This window comes from Streptomyces diastatochromogenes, assembly GCF_002242805.1.
In the GTDB taxonomy this organism is placed as follows: Bacteria; Actinomycetota; Actinomycetes; order Streptomycetales; family Streptomycetaceae; genus Streptomyces; species Streptomyces diastatochromogenes.
The window spans coordinates 149,404-164,654 of the sequence record NZ_MCGQ01000016.1 but is presented as its reverse complement, the minus strand read 5'-3'; the positions used below and the strand labels follow the sequence as shown (position 1 = coordinate 164,654).

The following is a 15,251-nucleotide window of genomic DNA, read 5'->3' as shown; positions in this document are numbered from 1 at the left end:
AAGACTTTACCGAGCGGATCCGAACGGGAAGAACCTCAGGCGTCGAGCATCCGGCGCAGCAGGTCCCGCAGGGAGCCTCGCTCCTCGTCGGTGAGGCCGGCCAGGGGTTCGCGGGCGAAGCGGAGGCCCTCGCGCAGGTCGCGGGCGACCTGGAGGCCCTCGTCGGTGGCGGCGGCCAGCTTCACCCGGCGGTCGGCGGGGTCGGGGCGGCGCGCCACCAGGCCGCGTGCCTCCAGGCGGTCCACGATCCCGGTCACGTTCGACGGCTCGCACTTCAGCTTCTGGGCCAGCTTGCGCATCGGCAGCGGCTCCAGCGACAGCAGGCTGAGCAGGCGCGCCTGCGGACCGGTCAGCGCGTGCTCGCCGGCCGCCAGCTCGTAGTCCTCGTAGAACCGGGCCACTACGTCCCCGATCAGCTCGACGACCTCCATGGTCAGGGCGTCGGGGCGGCGGGTCTTCTGTGGGGTGGACATGGACTCCAGGATACCCGGTTACTTGACATCCTGAAATATTCAGGCGCATGGTTGTTTCAGGTACTGAAGTAAATCTCGAAAGGCACTGTCATGATCAACCGCGAATGGCACCTCCTCAGCCGCCCGGTCGGCTGGCCGAAGCCCGAGGACTTCGCCCTGGTCGAGACAGAGGTCCCGACGCCGGGTGAGGGCCAGGTTCTCGTACGGAACAAGTACCTCTCCGTGGACCCGTACATGCGCGGCCGGATGAGTGCCGCGAAGTCGTACGCCGCCCCGTTCGAGCTGGGCAAGGTCATGCAGGGCGGCGCGGTCGGCGAGGTCGTCGCCTCCAACGCCGAGGGCGTCGCGGTCGGCGACCACCTCCTGCACTTCTTCGGCTGGCGGGAGTACGCGGCCATCGACGCGAAGCACGCCGTCAAGGTCGACCCCGCGGCCGCGCCGCTGTCGACGTACCTCGGCGTGCTCGGCATGACCGGCCTGACCGCCTACGCCGGCCTGCTGCGCACCGCCTCCTTCAAGGAGGGCGACGTCGTGTTCGTGTCCGGCGCGGCGGGTGCCGTGGGCAGCCAGGTCGGGCAGATCGCCAAGCTCAAGGGCGCCTCGCGGGTCATCGGCTCGGCCGGCTCCGACGAGAAGGTCAAGCTGCTGGTGGAGGAGTACGGCTTCGACGCCGCCTTCAACTACAAGAACGGCCCGGTGGCCGAGCAGCTGCGCGAGGCCGCTCCCGACGGCATCGACGTGTACTTCGACAACGTCGGCGGTGACCACCTGGAGGCGGCGATCGGCTCGCTCAACCAGGGTGGCCGGATCGCGGTCTGCGGCATGATCTCCGTCTACAACAACACCGAGCCCGCCCCCGGCCCGAGGAACCTCGCCCGGCTGATCCAGACCCGCGGCCGTATCGAGGGCTTCCTGGTCGGCGACCACTACGACCTGCAGCCGCAGTTCGTGGCCGAGGTCGGCCCGTGGGTGGCCTCCGGTCAGCTGAAGTACCGCGAGACGGTCGTCGAGGGCATCGAGAACAACCTGGAGGCGTTCCTCGGGGTCCTGCGCGGCGACAACACCGGGAAGATGATCGTCAAGCTCTGACGAGCCCTGACCCCTGGCCTGAGCTTTCCGGCATGCGGTAACTTCTTTCCGAAATCCGTCGTCGATCGTGGGCGCGAGTCGCGGCGGACCGAGGAGGAAGACAACCGCATGCCCATTCAGCAGTCCGACGTCCTGTACACGGCTGTCGCCACCGCCGAGAACGGCCGCGACGGCCGCGTCGCCACCGACGACGGCAGGCTCGACGTCGTCGTGAACCCGCCCAAGGAGATGGGCGGCAACGGCGCCGGCACCAACCCCGAGCAGCTGTTCGCCGCCGGGTACAGCGCGTGCTTCCAGGGCGCGCTCGGTGTGGTCGCCCGTCAGGAGGGCGCCGACGTCTCCGGCTCGACCGTCACCGCGAAGGTGGGGATCGGGCGGAACGAGGAGGGGTTCGGGATCATCGTGGAGATCTCCGCGGAGATTCCCAACGTCGACGAGGCCACTGCGCGGGAGCTGATCGAGAAGGCTCACCAGGTGTGCCCCTACTCGAAGGCGACCCGTGGCAACATCACCGTGACGCTGGTCTGATCACCGTCGTTGCGTATAGCGGCAGCCGCATCCTTGGACGTGGGGTGCGGCTGTCGTTTTGCGGCGGTCGCGTCTGCCGGGTGCGGTGAGAGTTCGGGTGCGGGTGCGCTGTGGCTGGTCGCGCCCACGCGGCGGAGCCGCATATCGACACAGCCCCGCGCCCCTTGGGGAGTTGCCCGCGCCCTTAGTTTGCAAGCGCCGCCCGGTGTGTCGCCAGCACCAGTCTTTCGTTCTCCGGTGCCGCCCCTCCCGGAAACGCGAACCGGCGTCGCGTGTAGCCGTACGCCAAGCCGCTGCGCGGGTCCGCGAAGGCCTGGCTGCCCGCCGCGCCGCTGTGGCCGATCGTGCCGGCGCCGAGGAACGGGTGCCAGGTGTCGGCCGTGGCCTGGAAGCCGAGGCCGTACGACTTGTGGGTGCGGGCCACCAGGTCGTACCCGACGGAGTGCAGCCGGCCGAACTCCGCGACCGTGTCCTCCTTCAGCAGCGGTGCCTTGCCGTCGACCTCGCTGATCATCGCCGCGTACATCCCGGCCAGACCGCGCGCCGAGGAGACACCGCCCACCGAGGCCGGGCCCTTGGCGCGGACGCCGCGCTCGTTCGGCAGGGCGGCCAGGTCGGTCGGGTCGGGCGTGTGCCGGTTGAAGGCGATGGCGGCGAGGGTGTGCGGTCCGGACGGGAGTGCGTCGAGCACCGCCTGCTGCTCGGGGGTCGGCAGCATCGGCTGGACCGTGCGGAAGCGGGGCTCGCGGGAGACGGGCAGGCCCAGGTGGAAGTCCAGGGCGTACGGGGCGCGCACCCGCTCCTCGTACAGCTCCTGGATCGTACGGCCCGTCGCCCGCCGGACCACCTCGCCGGTCAGCGCGCCGATCACCAGGGCGTGGTAGCCGAAGGCCGTGCCCGGCCGCCAGAACGGCCGCTGGTCGGCGAGGCGTTCGGCCAGCGCGCGGTCGTCGGCCAGCTCCGCCGCGCTGAAGCCGGTGTCGGTGCCGACCAGGCCCGCGCGGTGCGCGAGCAGGTCGCGCAGGGTCAGCGCGCCCTTGCTCTCGGCGCCGAACTCCGGCCAGTAGTAGGTGACTTTGCGGTCCAGTTCCAGCGTGCCGTCCTGCACGAGCAGGGCCACGACGAGATGGGCGGCACCCTTGGTGGACGAGAACACGCCGTACAGCGAGTCCCCTTCGGCGCCCTCGCCCGCCCACAGGTCGACGACCCGCCGGCCGTGGACGTAGGCGCACAACTGGCCCTCGTAGTCGTCCCGCTCCTCGACGACGAAGGCGGTGAACTCCTCGCGCACCGCTTCGAATCCCTCGGCGACCGTGCCGTGCACGGTGGTCCTGTGCGTCATCCGCTCTCCTCGACTGAGCCGCTGCTCGCTGCTCCCCCTGTGCACAACGCCCGTTCCGCCGTCGGGCGTTCCCGTGATCGTGTACGGCGAGATGTACCTGTCCGACTCAACCGTCTCAGGAGCGGGTTGGTGTCATCGATGACCCCGGATGGCCCATGGCCCGGGGCAGTACGTGACGGAGAGGGATCGCGGGGAGGCGACCTGCCTACGTGCACCACCACAGGAAGCGGTTGCACGTCTTCGTCGGCGACGGCTGCGGAGTCGGGTCCGAGGTCGTCGGGTCGGCCGTCGGGGTGGACGCCGGCTGGGACGTGGCGGGGGCGGTCGGCGCCGTGGTCGGCCTGCCCGCGCCCGACGTCGCCGACTGCTGCGCCTGGTCCGAGGCGGACGGGGACTTGGAGGCCTTGTCCTTCGGGGACTTGGAGGCGGAGGCCGAGGCCGAGGCGCCCGGGGAGGCGGAGGCGCCCGCGTTCCCCGCGGTGCCCGAGGCGTCGTCGAGGGGGTTCGCCGTACGGTCCGGGGACGCGGAGGAGCTGCCGCCGTCCGCCGACGTGTCCCCGGACGTGGCCGGCTCGTCGCTGGAGAACGGGGAGAAGGGGGCGTCCGTGCCGAGTTCGGCGACGCTGAGACCGCCCGCCGCCAGCACGAAGCCCGCGGCGATCAGGACGGTACGACGCCGGCGGCGCCGGTGCGCGGCGGCCTTGCGATCGCGACGGCTGGCGTCGGCGGCGGCAGGGCCGCTCTCCTCCTCGCCGCCGCCCGTGGCTCCACCGCGGCCCCGGCCGCGCGACTGACGCCGGGCGGCACGGCCCACGGGCTCGTCGGGGGTGTCATCGGCGTCGCCGTGTGCGTCGTCGCGAGCGTCGCCATGAGCCTCATAAGCGTCGCCATGAGCCTCTTCATGAGCCTGATAAGCGTCGCCGTGAGCCTCGTCCTGGCCGGCGTAGTCGCCCGGGCCGTCGTACGCGTACTCGGCCGCGCCCGCGCCCGCATAGGCGTCCGGAGCCTGGGCCGCGGTGTACTGCGGGGGCACGCGGACGGCGTCGTGGGGGTAGTAGGCGGCCTGCCCGGCGTACGGCTGGGCCGCTGCACTCGTGAAGGTTTCCTGACCGTATGGACCCGCCGTCGCGCCCGCGTGCCCGTGCGCGACGGGCATGTCCGCGCGCGCGGTGACAGAGGGCGCCGGCGCGCCGCACCCGGGGCAGGCCAGGGCGCCGTTGAGGTGCCGTTGGCACGGGTAGCAGAAGTCCATGACGCCGGAAGACTAGATTCCAAGCCGGTCACGTTCCTAGGCGCCGCTGTGAAGGTTTGGTGCGGGACCGAAAAGGTTCTCGAAAGTCTTGTCGAAACCGTTACCCGTTCGACCCATTGACACCCCCGCCGCACCATCCTTACTGTCACGCCAGCATTTCGAACGTGTGACGAAATCTCGAACAGCTGAGGGGCAACTGCCGTGCGCATCACCGGAATCAGCACGCACGTGGTCGGTACGCCGTGGCGCAACCTGACCTACGTCCAGGTGCACACCGACGAAGGCATCACGGGAGTCGGCGAGACCCGGATGCTCGGTCACACCGACGCGCTGATCGGCTACCTGCGGGAGGCCGAGGCCAACCACATTCTCGGATCGGACCCGTTCGCTGTCGAGGACCTCGTCCGCCGTATGAAGTACGGCGACTACGGCCGGGCCGGCGAGATCGTCATGTCCGGCATCGCGGTCGTGGAAATGGCGTGCTGGGACATCAAGGGCAAGGCCCTCGGCGTACCGGTGTGGCAGCTGCTGGGCGGCAAGGTCACCGACAAGGTCAAGGCGTACGCCAACGGGTGGTACACGACCGAGCGAACGCCCGAGGCGTACCACAAGGCCGCCCAGGGGGTGATGGAGCGCCGGTACAAGGCGCTGAAGATCGACCCGTTCGGCACCGGGCACTTCGAGCTGGACCACGACCAGACCCTGTACGCCGTCTCGCTCATCGAGGCCGTGCGCGACGCGATCGGTCCGGACGCCGAGCTGATGCTGGAGATGCACGGCCGCTTCTCCCCCGCCACCGCCGTACGGCTGGCGAAGGAGCTGGCCCCCTTCAAGCCGGCCTGGCTGGAGGAGCCGGTGCCGCCGGAGAACCTCAAGGCGCTGGAGAAAGTCGCCGCCAAGGTGGACATCCCGGTCGCCACCGGCGAGCGCATCCACGACCGGATCGAGTTCCGCGAGCTGTTCGAGAGCCAGGCCGTCGACATCATCCAGCCGGACGTCGGCCACATCGGCGGCATCTGGGAGACCCGGAAGCTGGCCGCCACCGCCGAGACCCACTACATGCTCGTCGCCCCGCACAACGTGGGCGGGTCCGTGCTGACCGCCGCCTCGCTCCAGGTCGGCTTCACCTCCCCGAACTTCAAGATCCTTGAGCACTTCAACGACTTCGCGGACGCGGAGATCAAGAAGATCGTGAAGGGCGCGCCGCAGGTCGTAGACGGGTACTTCCACCTGTCCGACGCGCCTGGTCTCGGCGTCGAGTTCGACGCCGACGCGGCCGCCGAGTTCCCGCAGCAGCAGGCCCGGTTCGACCTGTGGGCCGAGGGCTGGGAGCAGCGCAAGCCGAAGGGCAGCACGAAGTGAGTTCCCAGGTCCTGATCGAGGCGCCGGGCGTCCACCGGGTCGAGGAGCACACGCCCCGGGACCCCGGTCCCGGCGAGGCGCTGGTCGCCGTGCACGCGGTGGGCATCTGCGGCAGCGACCGCGAGGTGTACCAGGGCAACCGGCCCGAGGGGTACGTCCGTTACCCGCTCACGCCCGGCCACGAGTGGTCGGGGACCGTGCGGGCCGTGGGTGCCGGGGTGCCTTCGACGCTGGTCGGCCGCAAGGTCGTCGGCGAGGGCTTCCGCAACTGCCAGGTCTGCGACCGCTGCCACGCGGGCGAGACCACGCTGTGCACGGCCGGGTACGAGGAGACCGGGTTCACCCAGCCGGGTGCCATGGCCACCACGCTCACCCTGCCCGCCCGGCTGCTGCACCCGCTGCCGGACGACGCCGACCTCACCGCCGCCGCCCTGCTGGAGCCGGCCGCGTGCATCGCGGCCGCCGCGCTGAAGGCGAAGGCCCAGCCGGGCGAGCGGGTCGCGGTGGTGGGTACCGGGACGCTCGGGATGTTCGCCGTGCAGTTCCTGAAGGCGATCTCGCCGGTGGAGCTGCTGGTGGTGGGCACCCGGAACGACCGGGAGGCGCTCTCCCGGCAGTTCGGGGCGACCGACTTCCGGCTCAAGGGCCAGGACCTCCCGGACGACTTCGACGTAGTGATCGAGACCGCCGGGTCCGCGTCCGCCGCGCGCACCGCCGCCTCCCTGCTCAGGCGCGGCGGACGCCTGGTCCTGACGGGCATCCCGGCAGCGGGCGCCGACGGGCTCGACCCGACCGATCTGGTCGTACGGCAGCTGGAGGTGCACACCGTCTTCGGGGCGCCGCCGGACGCCTGGGCGCACACCGTGCGGGTGTTCGGCGCCGGGCTGCTGGACCCGCTGCCGCTGGTCACGCACGAGCTGCCGCTGACCGAGTTCCCGCAGGCCATCGAGCTGGTGGGAGCCGGCGATCCGAAGGTGGGCAAGGTGCTGCTCCGCCCCTGACCGTACGCCGGTCAGGGCGTTACCTGACGGCGCCCTGACCGGCGTACCACCAAGGTCTTTTTTCTACCCCGAGCCGCGAACCTTGTCCGAAATATCGAACACGAAGGACAGCTTGTGACCGACGCTTCCGCCCCGGCAGCCCGCAGGCCCGGCGAGCAGGTGCTCGCCGCACTCGGCCTGGGCGCGCCCGCGCTCGACCCCGCCGACACCTCCGCCCACAGCTTCCCGGGAGGCGGCCGCTGGCGCACCGAGATCCCCTCGTGCGAGGGTCCCGAGGCGCTGGCGGTCGTACTGAAGGAGGCCTCCCGCCTCGACGTGCCGATCCACCGGATCAGCCAGGGCAGCGGCGTGTGGATGCTGACCGACGCCGAGATCACCGAGATGGTCGACGCGACCGACGAACGTGACATCGAACTCTGCCTGTTCACCGGCCCGCGCGGCACCTGGGACATCGGTGGCTCGGTGCGCTCCGACTCGCGGGGGGCCGGACTGCGCGCCCGCGGCCACGACGCCGTCGCCGGCTGTGTCGAGGACGCCGTCCGCGCCACCGAGCTGGGCGTCAAGTGCCTCCTCGTCGCGGACGAGGGCGTGCTGTGGACCCTGCACCGGGCCCGCGAGGCGGGGATCATCCCGGCCGACACCACCCTGAAGGTCTCGGCGCTGATCGGGCCGGTCAACCCCGCCTCGTATGCGGTGTACGAGGGGCTGGGGGCCGACTCCGTCAACGTGCCCAGCGATCTGACGCTGGATCACCTCACCGAGATCCGCCGGGTGTCCGGCGCCCCCATGGACATGTACATCGAAGCTCCCGACGACCTCGGCGGCTATGTGCGGATGTACGAGGTCGCCGAGCTGATCCGGCGCGGCGCACCGCTCTACCTGAAGTTCGGCCTGTCCAAGGCTCCCGGCATCTACCCGTGGGGCACCCATCTGCGGGACGTGACCCTGGACACCGCCCGGGAGCGGGTGCGGCGCGGCCGGCTCGCCCTGGACCTGCTCGCCCGGCACGGCGCGGACGGCGACATGGCGCCGCTCGGCTCCCGGCTGCCGGGGTCGCTCAACCGCTTCCCCATCAACGCGTGACCCCTCTCAACGACGAGACGAACAAGGACTGATCACATGCGCAACCGCAGAGCCGCCCTCGCCGCGATAGCCGGAGCCGCCTCCCTCGCCCTCACCCTGTCCGCCTGCGGCCAGAACAGTGACGGCGGCAGCAAGGAGGAGAAGGGCAGCGCCAAGGGCGGCACCATCGGCATCGCGATGCCGACCAAGTCCTCCGAGCGCTGGATCAACGACGGCAACAACGTCGTCAAGAACCTCCAGGCGGCCGGCTACAAGACCAAGCTGGTCTACGGCGAGGACGACCCGGACACCCAGGTCTCCCAGATCGAGAACCTGATCACGCAGGGCGTCAAGGGCCTGATCGTCGCGGCCATCGACAACAAGTCCCTGAACAACGTGCTCCAGGAGGCCGCGGACGCCAACATCCCGGTCATCGCCTACGACCGCCTGATCCTCGGCACCAAGAACGTCGACTACTACGCCTCGTTCGACAACACCAAGGTCGGCGTGCTGCAGGGCACGTACATCGTGCACAAGCTCGGCCTGGACAGCGGCAAGAAGGGCCCGTTCAACATCGAGCTGTTCGCCGGCTCGAACGACGACAACAACACCAAGTACTTCTTCGGTGGCGCGATGAGCGTGCTCCAGCCGTACATCGACAAGAAGCAGCTGGTGGTCAAGTCCGGCCAGACCGCGCTGAACAAGGTCACCACCCTGCGCTGGGACGGCGCGACCGCGCAGAAGCGCATGGAGGACATCCTCACCTCCTCCTACAAGAGCGGCAAGGTCGACGCGGTGCTCTCGCCGTACGACGGCATCTCGATCGGCATCCTCGCTGCGCTGAAGTCGGACGGCTACGGCTCCAAGAGCCAGCCGCTGCCCGTCATCACCGGCCAGGACGCCGAGCTGGCCTCGGTGAAGTCGATCATCGCCGGTGAGCAGACGCAGACCGTCTACAAGGACACCCGCCAGCTCGCCAAGGTCGCCGCGACCATGGTCGACGACGCGCTCAAGGGCAAGAAGCCGCAGGTCAACGACACCAAGACGTACAACAACGGCACCAAGGTCGTCCCGGCCTACCTGCTCCAGCCGGTGAGCGTCGACAAGTCCAACTACGAGGACGTGCTGGTCAAGGGCGGCTACTACACGGACGCCGAACTCAAGTAATCCAGACGAACCCGGCCGAACAACACTGATTGGAAGGCACGACCATGGCGGGACCCGTCCTGGAAATGCGCTCGATCGTCAAGACCTTTCCCGGTGTCAAGGCGCTGTCGGACGTCACCCTGACCGTCCGGCAGGGCGAGGTCCACGCCATCTGCGGCGAGAACGGCGCCGGAAAGTCCACCTTGATGAAGGTGCTCTCCGGAGTCCATCCACACGGCACGTACGAGGGCGACATCCTCTTCGAGGGAGAGGTCTGCCGCTTCAAGGACATCCGGGCGAGCGAGCAGCACGGCATCGTGATCATCCACCAGGAGCTGGCACTGTCGCCGTACCTCTCCCTGGCGGAGAACATCTTCCTCGGCAACGAGCACGCCAAGAGCGGGTTCATCGACTGGAGGGAGACCCTGCGGCACGCGACCGAGCTGCTGCGCCGGGTCGGTCTGGAGGACCACCCGGAGACCCGCGTCGCCGACATCGGCGTGGGCAAGCAGCAGCTCGTGGAGATCGCGAAGGCGCTGTCGAAGAAGGTGAAGCTGCTCATCCTGGATGAGCCGACGGCAGCGCTGAACGACGAGGACAGCGACAAACTCCTCAACCTCATCCTGGAGTTGAAGAAGCAGGGCATCACCTCGATCATCATCTCCCACAAGCTCAACGAGATCCGCAAGGTCGCCGACTCGGTGACGATCATCCGCGACGGTCATTCCATCGAGACGCTGGATGTGAAGTCGCCGGAGACGACCGAGGACCGGATCATCAGCGGCATGGTGGGCCGCGACCTGGACCACCGCTTCCCCGAGCGCACGTCGTACGACGGCGAGGCGGACGCGGCCCCGGCCCTGGAGATCCGCAACTGGACCGTGCACCACCCGATCGACCAGGAGCGCAAGGTGGTCGACGACGTGTCGATCAACGTGCGCCGCGGGGAGATCGTCGGCATCGCCGGCCTGATGGGCGCGGGCCGCACCGAGCTGGCGATGAGCGTGTTCGGGCGGACGTACGGCCGGTACGCGGGCGGCTCGGTCCTCAAGGACGGCACGGAGATCCGTACGAAGTCCGTCGCGGAGGCGGTCGACCACGGCATCGCGTACGTCACCGAGGACCGCAAGCACTACGGCCTCAACCTCATCGACACCATCAACCGCAACATCTCGCTGACCGCGCTGAAGAAGGTCGCCAAGCGGGGCATCGTCGACGAGCACGGGGAGCGGCAGGTCTCCGAGGGCTTCCGCAAGTCCATGAACATCAAGGCGCCGACCGTCTTCGAGCGGGTGGGCAAGCTGTCGGGCGGCAACCAGCAGAAGGTCGTCCTCAGCAAGTGGATCTTCGCGGGTCCGGACGTGCTGATCCTGGACGAGCCCACGCGCGGCATCGACGTGGGCGCCAAGTACGAGATCTACACGGTCATCGACCAGCTGGCCGCCGAGGGCAAGGCGGTCGTCTTCATCTCCTCCGAGCTGCCCGAACTGCTCGGCATGTGCGACCGCATCTACACGATGGCCGCCGGACGGCTGACCGGTGAGGTGCCACGGGCCGAGGCCACGCAGGAAGTGCTGATGCGCCAGATGACGAAGGACAAAGAGGTAACGCGATGAGCACCGATGTCACCGACAAGATCCCGGCCTCGGCGCCGCCGGGCAAGAGCGGATCGGCCTCCGGCGCCGGCCTGCTCCAGCTGATGCTGGACGGTCTGCGCCGCAACATGCGCCAGTACGGCATGCTGATCGCGCTCGGTCTGATCGTCGTCCTCTTCACCGTCTGGACCAACGGGGACCTGCTGCTGCCGCGCAACGTCTCCAACCTGGTGCTGCAGAACAGCTACATCCTGATCCTCGCGATCGGCATGATGCTGGTCATCATCGCGGGCCACATCGACCTGTCGGTCGGCTCGCTGACGGCGTTCGTCGGCGCCTTCGCGGCCGTACTGACCGTGCAGCACGGGGTGTCCTGGCCGATCGCGCTGGTGCTGTGCCTGCTGATCGGCGCGGCCGCGGGCTCCGTCCAGGGCTTCCTGATCGCCTATCTCGGCATACCGTCGTTCATCGTCACCCTGGCCGGCATGCTGCTCTTCCGCGGCCTGACGGAGATCCTGCTCAAGGGGCAGACCCTCGGCCCGTTCCCGGACGGTCTGCAGAAGATGGGCAACGGCTTCCTCCCCGAGGTCGGCCCGAACACCAACTACCACAACCTGACCCTGCTGCTCGGGCTCGCCCTGATCGTGGCCGTGGTCTGGCAGGAGGTCCGCGACCGCAGCCGCCAGCAGGAGTTCGCGCTGGAGGTGCTGCCCACCCGGCTCTTCCTGCTGAAGCTGGTCGCCCTGGTCGCCGCGATCCTCAGCCTCACGATGCTGCTCGCCAGCTACAAGGGCGCCCCGATCGTGCTGATCATCCTCGGCGCGCTGGTCGTCGGCTACGGCTACGTCATGCGCAACGCGGTGTTCGGCCGCCACATCTACGCGATCGGCGGCAACCTGCCGGCGGCCAAGCTGTCCGGCGTCAAGGACAAGAAGGTCACCTTCTACGTCTTCCTGAACATGGGCGTGCTCGCGGCCCTGGCGGGTCTGGTGGTCGCCGCCCGTCTGAACGCGGCCTCTCCGAAGGCGGGCGTCAACTTCGAACTCGAGGCGATCGCCTCGTCGTTCATCGGTGGCGCGTCCATGAGCGGCGGTGTCGGCACCGTCCTCGGCGCCATCATCGGCGGTCTCGTCCTCGGCGTGCTGAACAACGGCATGAACCTCCTCAGCGTCGGCACCGACTGGCAGCAGGTCATCAAGGGCCTCGCCCTGCTGGTGGCGGTCGGATTCGACGTGTGGAACAAGCGCAAGTCCGGTTCGTAAGTCAGATCGGGCCCCACCGGAAAGCCGGTGGGGCCCCTCCTTTGTGCAGGAGCCGCACATGGAACTGAACAGACGTACGGTCATAGCAGGCGCGGCGGCCGCGGGCCTCGCCGCCACCACCCTCGGCACGGGCAACGCCCAGGCCGCTACCGGTTCGGCCTCGGGAAGGAAGCCGGTGAAGGAACCCTTCGGCAAGCTCGCCGACGGCACGAAGATCTACCGCTGGTCGCTGGAGAACGGCGGCACCCGGCTGAAGGTCCTCAACTGGGGCGGTGTCGTCCAGAGCCTGGAGCTCCCCGACCGGCACGGCCACTACGCCAACGTCTCGCTGGGCTTCGACAACATCGACGACTACGTGGCGAAGACGCCGTACTTCGGCGCCCTGATCGGCCGCTACGGCAACCGCATCGCCAAGGGCCAGTTCACCCTCGACGGCAAGAGCTACCAGCTCTCCGTCAACGACGGTGTGAACAGCCTGCACGGCGGCAAGCAGGGCTTCGACAAGCACGTGTGGGACGTGGAGCCGTTCACCAAGGGCTCCGACGTCGGCCTGCACCTGCACTACACCAGCGTCGACGGCGAGATGGGCTACCCGGGCACGCTCAAGGCGAAGGTGACGTACACCCTCACCAAGCACGGTGACTGGCGCATCGACTACGAGGCCACCACCGACAAGGCGACCGTCGTCAACCTCACCAGCCACGTCTACTGGAACCTGGCCGGCGAGGGCAGCGGCACGATCGAGGACCACGAACTCCGCATCGCCGCCGCCCGCTACACCCCCACCGACTCGGGCCTGATCCCCACCGGCGAACTGGCCAAGGTCGGCGGCACCCCCTTCGACTTCCGGCACGCCAAGCCGATCGGCCGCGACATCCGCGCCGGCCATGAGCAGCAGGTGCAGGCCAAGGGCTACGACCACAACTGGGCGCTGGACAAGGGCATCACCGCCAAGCCCGAGCACGTCGCCACCCTCCGCGACCCGCGCTCCGGCCGCACCCTGAAGATCGCCACCGACCAGCCGGGCCTGCAGTTCTACTCCGGCAACTTCCTCGACGGCACCCTGACCGGCACCGGCGGCCGCACCTACCGCCAGGGTGACGCGTTGTGCCTGGAGACCCAGCACTTCCCGGACTCGCCGAACCACGCCGACTTCCCGTCGACCGTGCTGCGGCCCGGCCAGACGTACCGGACGACGACGATCCACACGTTCTCGGCCTGAACGTTCCCGGCCTGGACGTCCCTGGCGTGAAGCGGCTCACACAGCGGGTGAGTTGAACGCCACTGCCGTCCCCTCCGTATCCAAGGGTGGCCCGTGCTCCCCCGCACGGGCCACCCTTCGACGGAGGTTCCCTTGCCCGACAACGTCACCTCGTTGTTCCGCGGTACCGCCGCGCACAGCCCCTCGATGGCGGCGCTGACGCGCGAGGGTGGCGACGGGTCGGGCCCGGTGGACTTCTGTATCCCGTGCAACCCGTACTTCCCCACTCCCGCCATGTTCGAGGAGATGGCGGTCCGGCTGCGCGAGATCATCACGTACTACCCGAGCAGCGCCGACACCATCACGGCCGAGCTGTGCAGCCTGCTCCAGCTGCCGCCGCAGTGCGTGGCGATGGGCAACGGCTCGACGGAACTGATCACCTGGATCGACCATCTCCTGGTCCGCGAGTCCCTGGCCATCCCCGTCCCCACCTTCGGCCGCTGGACCGACCAGCCGATGGAGACCGGCAAGCGGGTCGACATGTTCCCGCTCCAGGAGGCGAACGGCTTCGCGCTGGACCTGGCCCAGTACGCGGAGTTCATCCGCGCCCGAGGCACCCGCGTGGCGGTCATCTGCAACCCGAACAACCCCGACGGCGGCTATCTGCGCAAGCAGTCCGTCGTGCAGTTCATGGACGCGATGGCGGACCTGGACCTGGTGGTGGTGGACGAGTCGTTCCTGGAGTTCGCCGACGCGGAGGCCGACCCGAGCGTCGTCCAGGAGGCGATGCTCCGCCCCAACGTGGTCGTGCTGCGCAGCCTCGGCAAGAACTTCGGCCTGCACGGCATACGCTTCGGCTACCTGGTCGCGAACCCGGCACTGGCGGGCAAGGTCCGCTCGATGCTGCCGAAGTGGAACCTCAACTCCTTCGCCGAACACGTGGTGTTCATGCTGAAGGAGCACGGCATGGAGTACGCGCAGAGCCTGATGCAGGTACGCCGTGACCGCCTGGACATGACCAACCACCTCGCGGCCCTGCCCGGCCTCACGGTCTACCCCTCCCAGGGCAACTTTCTGTTCGTGCGCCTCCCCGTGGGAGCCGAGGGCACGGTGGTCCGGGACCGGATGCTCACCGAGCACCGGATTCTGGTCCGCGAGTGCGGCAACAAGATCGGCTCCTCCAGCCGCTTCCTGAGACTCGTGGTGCGCCCCCAGGTCGACGTGCGTCGCCTGGTGTCCGGCCTGGAGCAGGTGCTCTACGGGACCAGGAGGGGAGCCGCCGTACCCGAGCTGGGCACTGGGACCAGCTACAGCTCGGGTACGGCGGCCGTGGACCGGCTGGTGAGCGAGACCAACGGCGCCGGAATGCTGGGGCTTGCCGCGCAAGCCGTCGGCGCCGGCGTCGCACCGGCCGCCGGCACCGGCATGCCGCTCCCCGCCGCCGCAGCGCCGACCGGCGGCGGGATGCCGATGCCGGCGGCAGCTCAGGCGATGCCGATGCCGGTACAGCAGCCGGTGGCGGCGATGCCCCAGCCGGTGGCCGCGGTGCCGGTACAGCAGCCGGTGGCGCCTGCACCGGCACCGGTCCCTGTCCCGACTCCGGTACCTGCTCCGGCACCGGCCCCCTTCCCGCCACCGGTACCTGTACCCGCACCCGCACCTGCCCCCATGGCCCCCGCCCCCGCCCCGGCCCCGGCCGCCGCGCTCGGCCCCACCCCGCCGGGCGTCCCGGCCCGTGGGGGCCTCACGGCGGCCCAGGTACGCGGCATGACGGCCCCGGGCATGCCGGCCGCCGGTCTGACCCCGGCCCCGGCGACCGGCTGGCCCAACGCACAGAGCTGGCCGAACGCGGCGGGGATGGGACAGGCCGGTTGATTCGCCGTCTCGCCGTAGAAGGTGCTCTGCCTGGGCGACTGCGGCGCCGTCGTGGCTTGTCGC

Annotated in this window: 13 protein-coding genes; 10 read left to right on the top strand and 3 right to left on the bottom strand. The window is 69.5% G+C overall.

Going from position 1 to position 15,251, the window contains the following annotated elements:
- Window positions 1-35 precede the first annotated feature (35 nt).
- Window positions 36-473, bottom strand: a complete 438-nt coding sequence (locus tag BEK98_RS20195; RefSeq protein ID WP_094217987.1) for a MarR family winged helix-turn-helix transcriptional regulator — start codon at window positions 471-473, stop codon at window positions 36-38.
- 90 nt (window positions 474-563) lie between these two features.
- Here BEK98_RS20195 and BEK98_RS20190 point away from each other — a divergent pair, with 90 nt between their 5' ends.
- Window positions 564-1,562, top strand: a complete 999-nt coding sequence (locus tag BEK98_RS20190) for an NADP-dependent oxidoreductase (RefSeq protein WP_094217986.1) — start codon at window positions 564-566, stop codon at window positions 1,560-1,562.
- A gap of 108 nt (window positions 1,563-1,670) precedes the next feature.
- Entirely contained in the window at window positions 1,671-2,090 is a 420-nt protein-coding gene (locus BEK98_RS20185) for an organic hydroperoxide resistance protein (RefSeq protein ID WP_094217985.1), read from the top strand.
- Between the two features lie 184 nt (window positions 2,091-2,274).
- On the opposite strand, the gene BEK98_RS20180 is transcribed toward BEK98_RS20185, so the two are convergent.
- Window positions 2,275-3,432 carry a serine hydrolase domain-containing protein gene (locus BEK98_RS20180; protein WP_094217984.1) on the bottom strand — a complete coding sequence of 386 codons (1,158 nt, stop codon included), beginning with the start codon at window positions 3,430-3,432 and terminating at the stop codon, window positions 2,275-2,277.
- Window positions 3,433-3,637: 205 nt separating this feature from the next.
- Window positions 3,638-4,684, bottom strand: coding sequence for an SCO2400 family protein (locus BEK98_RS20175; protein WP_094217983.1), 1,047 nt, complete (start codon window positions 4,682-4,684; stop codon window positions 3,638-3,640).
- 201 nt (window positions 4,685-4,885) lie between these two features.
- On the opposite strand from BEK98_RS20175, the gene BEK98_RS20170 reads away from it, so the two are divergent.
- The 8 genes from BEK98_RS20170 to BEK98_RS20135 all read left to right on the top strand — a co-directional run bounded on the left by BEK98_RS20170 (window position 4,886) and on the right by BEK98_RS20135 (window position 15,188).
- Window positions 4,886-6,046 carry a mandelate racemase/muconate lactonizing enzyme family protein gene (locus BEK98_RS20170; protein WP_094217982.1) on the top strand — a complete coding sequence of 387 codons (1,161 nt, stop codon included), beginning with the start codon at window positions 4,886-4,888 and terminating at the stop codon, window positions 6,044-6,046.
- Window positions 6,043-7,047, top strand: coding sequence for a zinc-dependent alcohol dehydrogenase (locus BEK98_RS20165; protein ID WP_094217981.1), 1,005 nt, complete (start codon window positions 6,043-6,045; stop codon window positions 7,045-7,047). The genes BEK98_RS20170 and BEK98_RS20165 overlap by 4 nt, the downstream gene beginning before the upstream one ends.
- A 114-nt stretch (window positions 7,048-7,161) precedes the next feature.
- Entirely contained in the window at window positions 7,162-8,130 is a 969-nt protein-coding gene (locus tag BEK98_RS20160) for a hypothetical protein (protein WP_094217980.1), read from the top strand.
- Between the two features lie 36 nt (window positions 8,131-8,166).
- Entirely contained in the window at window positions 8,167-9,276 is a 1,110-nt protein-coding gene (chvE, locus tag BEK98_RS20155) for a multiple monosaccharide ABC transporter substrate-binding protein (RefSeq protein ID WP_094217979.1), read from the top strand.
- A 44-nt stretch (window positions 9,277-9,320) separates the two neighbouring features.
- Window positions 9,321-10,871 (top strand): multiple monosaccharide ABC transporter ATP-binding protein, encoded by a 1,551-nt coding sequence (gene mmsA / locus BEK98_RS20150; RefSeq protein WP_094217978.1) that lies wholly within the window; start codon window positions 9,321-9,323, stop codon window positions 10,869-10,871.
- A complete protein-coding gene (mmsB, locus tag BEK98_RS20145; RefSeq protein WP_094217977.1) occupies window positions 10,868-12,112 on the top strand; it encodes a multiple monosaccharide ABC transporter permease in 1,245 nt (414 codons plus the stop codon). The genes mmsA and mmsB overlap by 4 nt, the downstream gene beginning before the upstream one ends.
- Window positions 12,113-12,170: 58 nt before the next feature.
- Window positions 12,171-13,334 carry an aldose epimerase family protein gene (locus BEK98_RS20140; RefSeq protein WP_094217976.1) on the top strand — a complete coding sequence of 388 codons (1,164 nt, stop codon included), beginning with the start codon at window positions 12,171-12,173 and terminating at the stop codon, window positions 13,332-13,334.
- Between the two features lie 132 nt (window positions 13,335-13,466).
- The gene (locus BEK98_RS20135; protein ID WP_094217975.1) at window positions 13,467-15,188 is read left to right on the top strand and encodes a pyridoxal phosphate-dependent aminotransferase; all 1,722 of its coding nucleotides are present in this window, start codon (window positions 13,467-13,469) and stop codon (window positions 15,186-15,188) included.
- Window positions 15,189-15,251: the final 63 nt, after the last annotated feature.

Excerpts from the sequence above, each read along its gene's own strand:
- mmsB (WP_094217977.1), top strand. The coding sequence starts at position 10,868 with ATGAGCACCGATGTCACCGACAAGATCCCGGCCTCGGCGCCGCCGGGC.
- BEK98_RS20190 (WP_094217986.1), top strand. The coding sequence starts at position 564 with ATGATCAACCGCGAATGGCACCTCCTCAGCCGCCCGGTCGGCTGGCCG.
- mmsA (WP_094217978.1), top strand. The coding sequence starts at position 9,321 with ATGGCGGGACCCGTCCTGGAAATGCGCTCGATCGTCAAGACCTTTCCC.
- BEK98_RS20185 (WP_094217985.1), top strand. The coding sequence starts at position 1,671 with ATGCCCATTCAGCAGTCCGACGTCCTGTACACGGCTGTCGCCACCGCC.
- chvE (WP_094217979.1), top strand. The coding sequence starts at position 8,167 with ATGCGCAACCGCAGAGCCGCCCTCGCCGCGATAGCCGGAGCCGCCTCC.
- BEK98_RS20180 (WP_094217984.1), bottom strand. The coding sequence starts at position 3,432 with ATGACGCACAGGACCACCGTGCACGGCACGGTCGCCGAGGGATTCGAA.
- BEK98_RS20195 (WP_094217987.1), bottom strand. The coding sequence starts at position 473 with ATGTCCACCCCACAGAAGACCCGCCGCCCCGACGCCCTGACCATGGAG.
- BEK98_RS20140 (WP_094217976.1), top strand. The coding sequence starts at position 12,171 with ATGGAACTGAACAGACGTACGGTCATAGCAGGCGCGGCGGCCGCGGGC.
- BEK98_RS20175 (WP_094217983.1), bottom strand. The coding sequence starts at position 4,684 with ATGGACTTCTGCTACCCGTGCCAACGGCACCTCAACGGCGCCCTGGCC.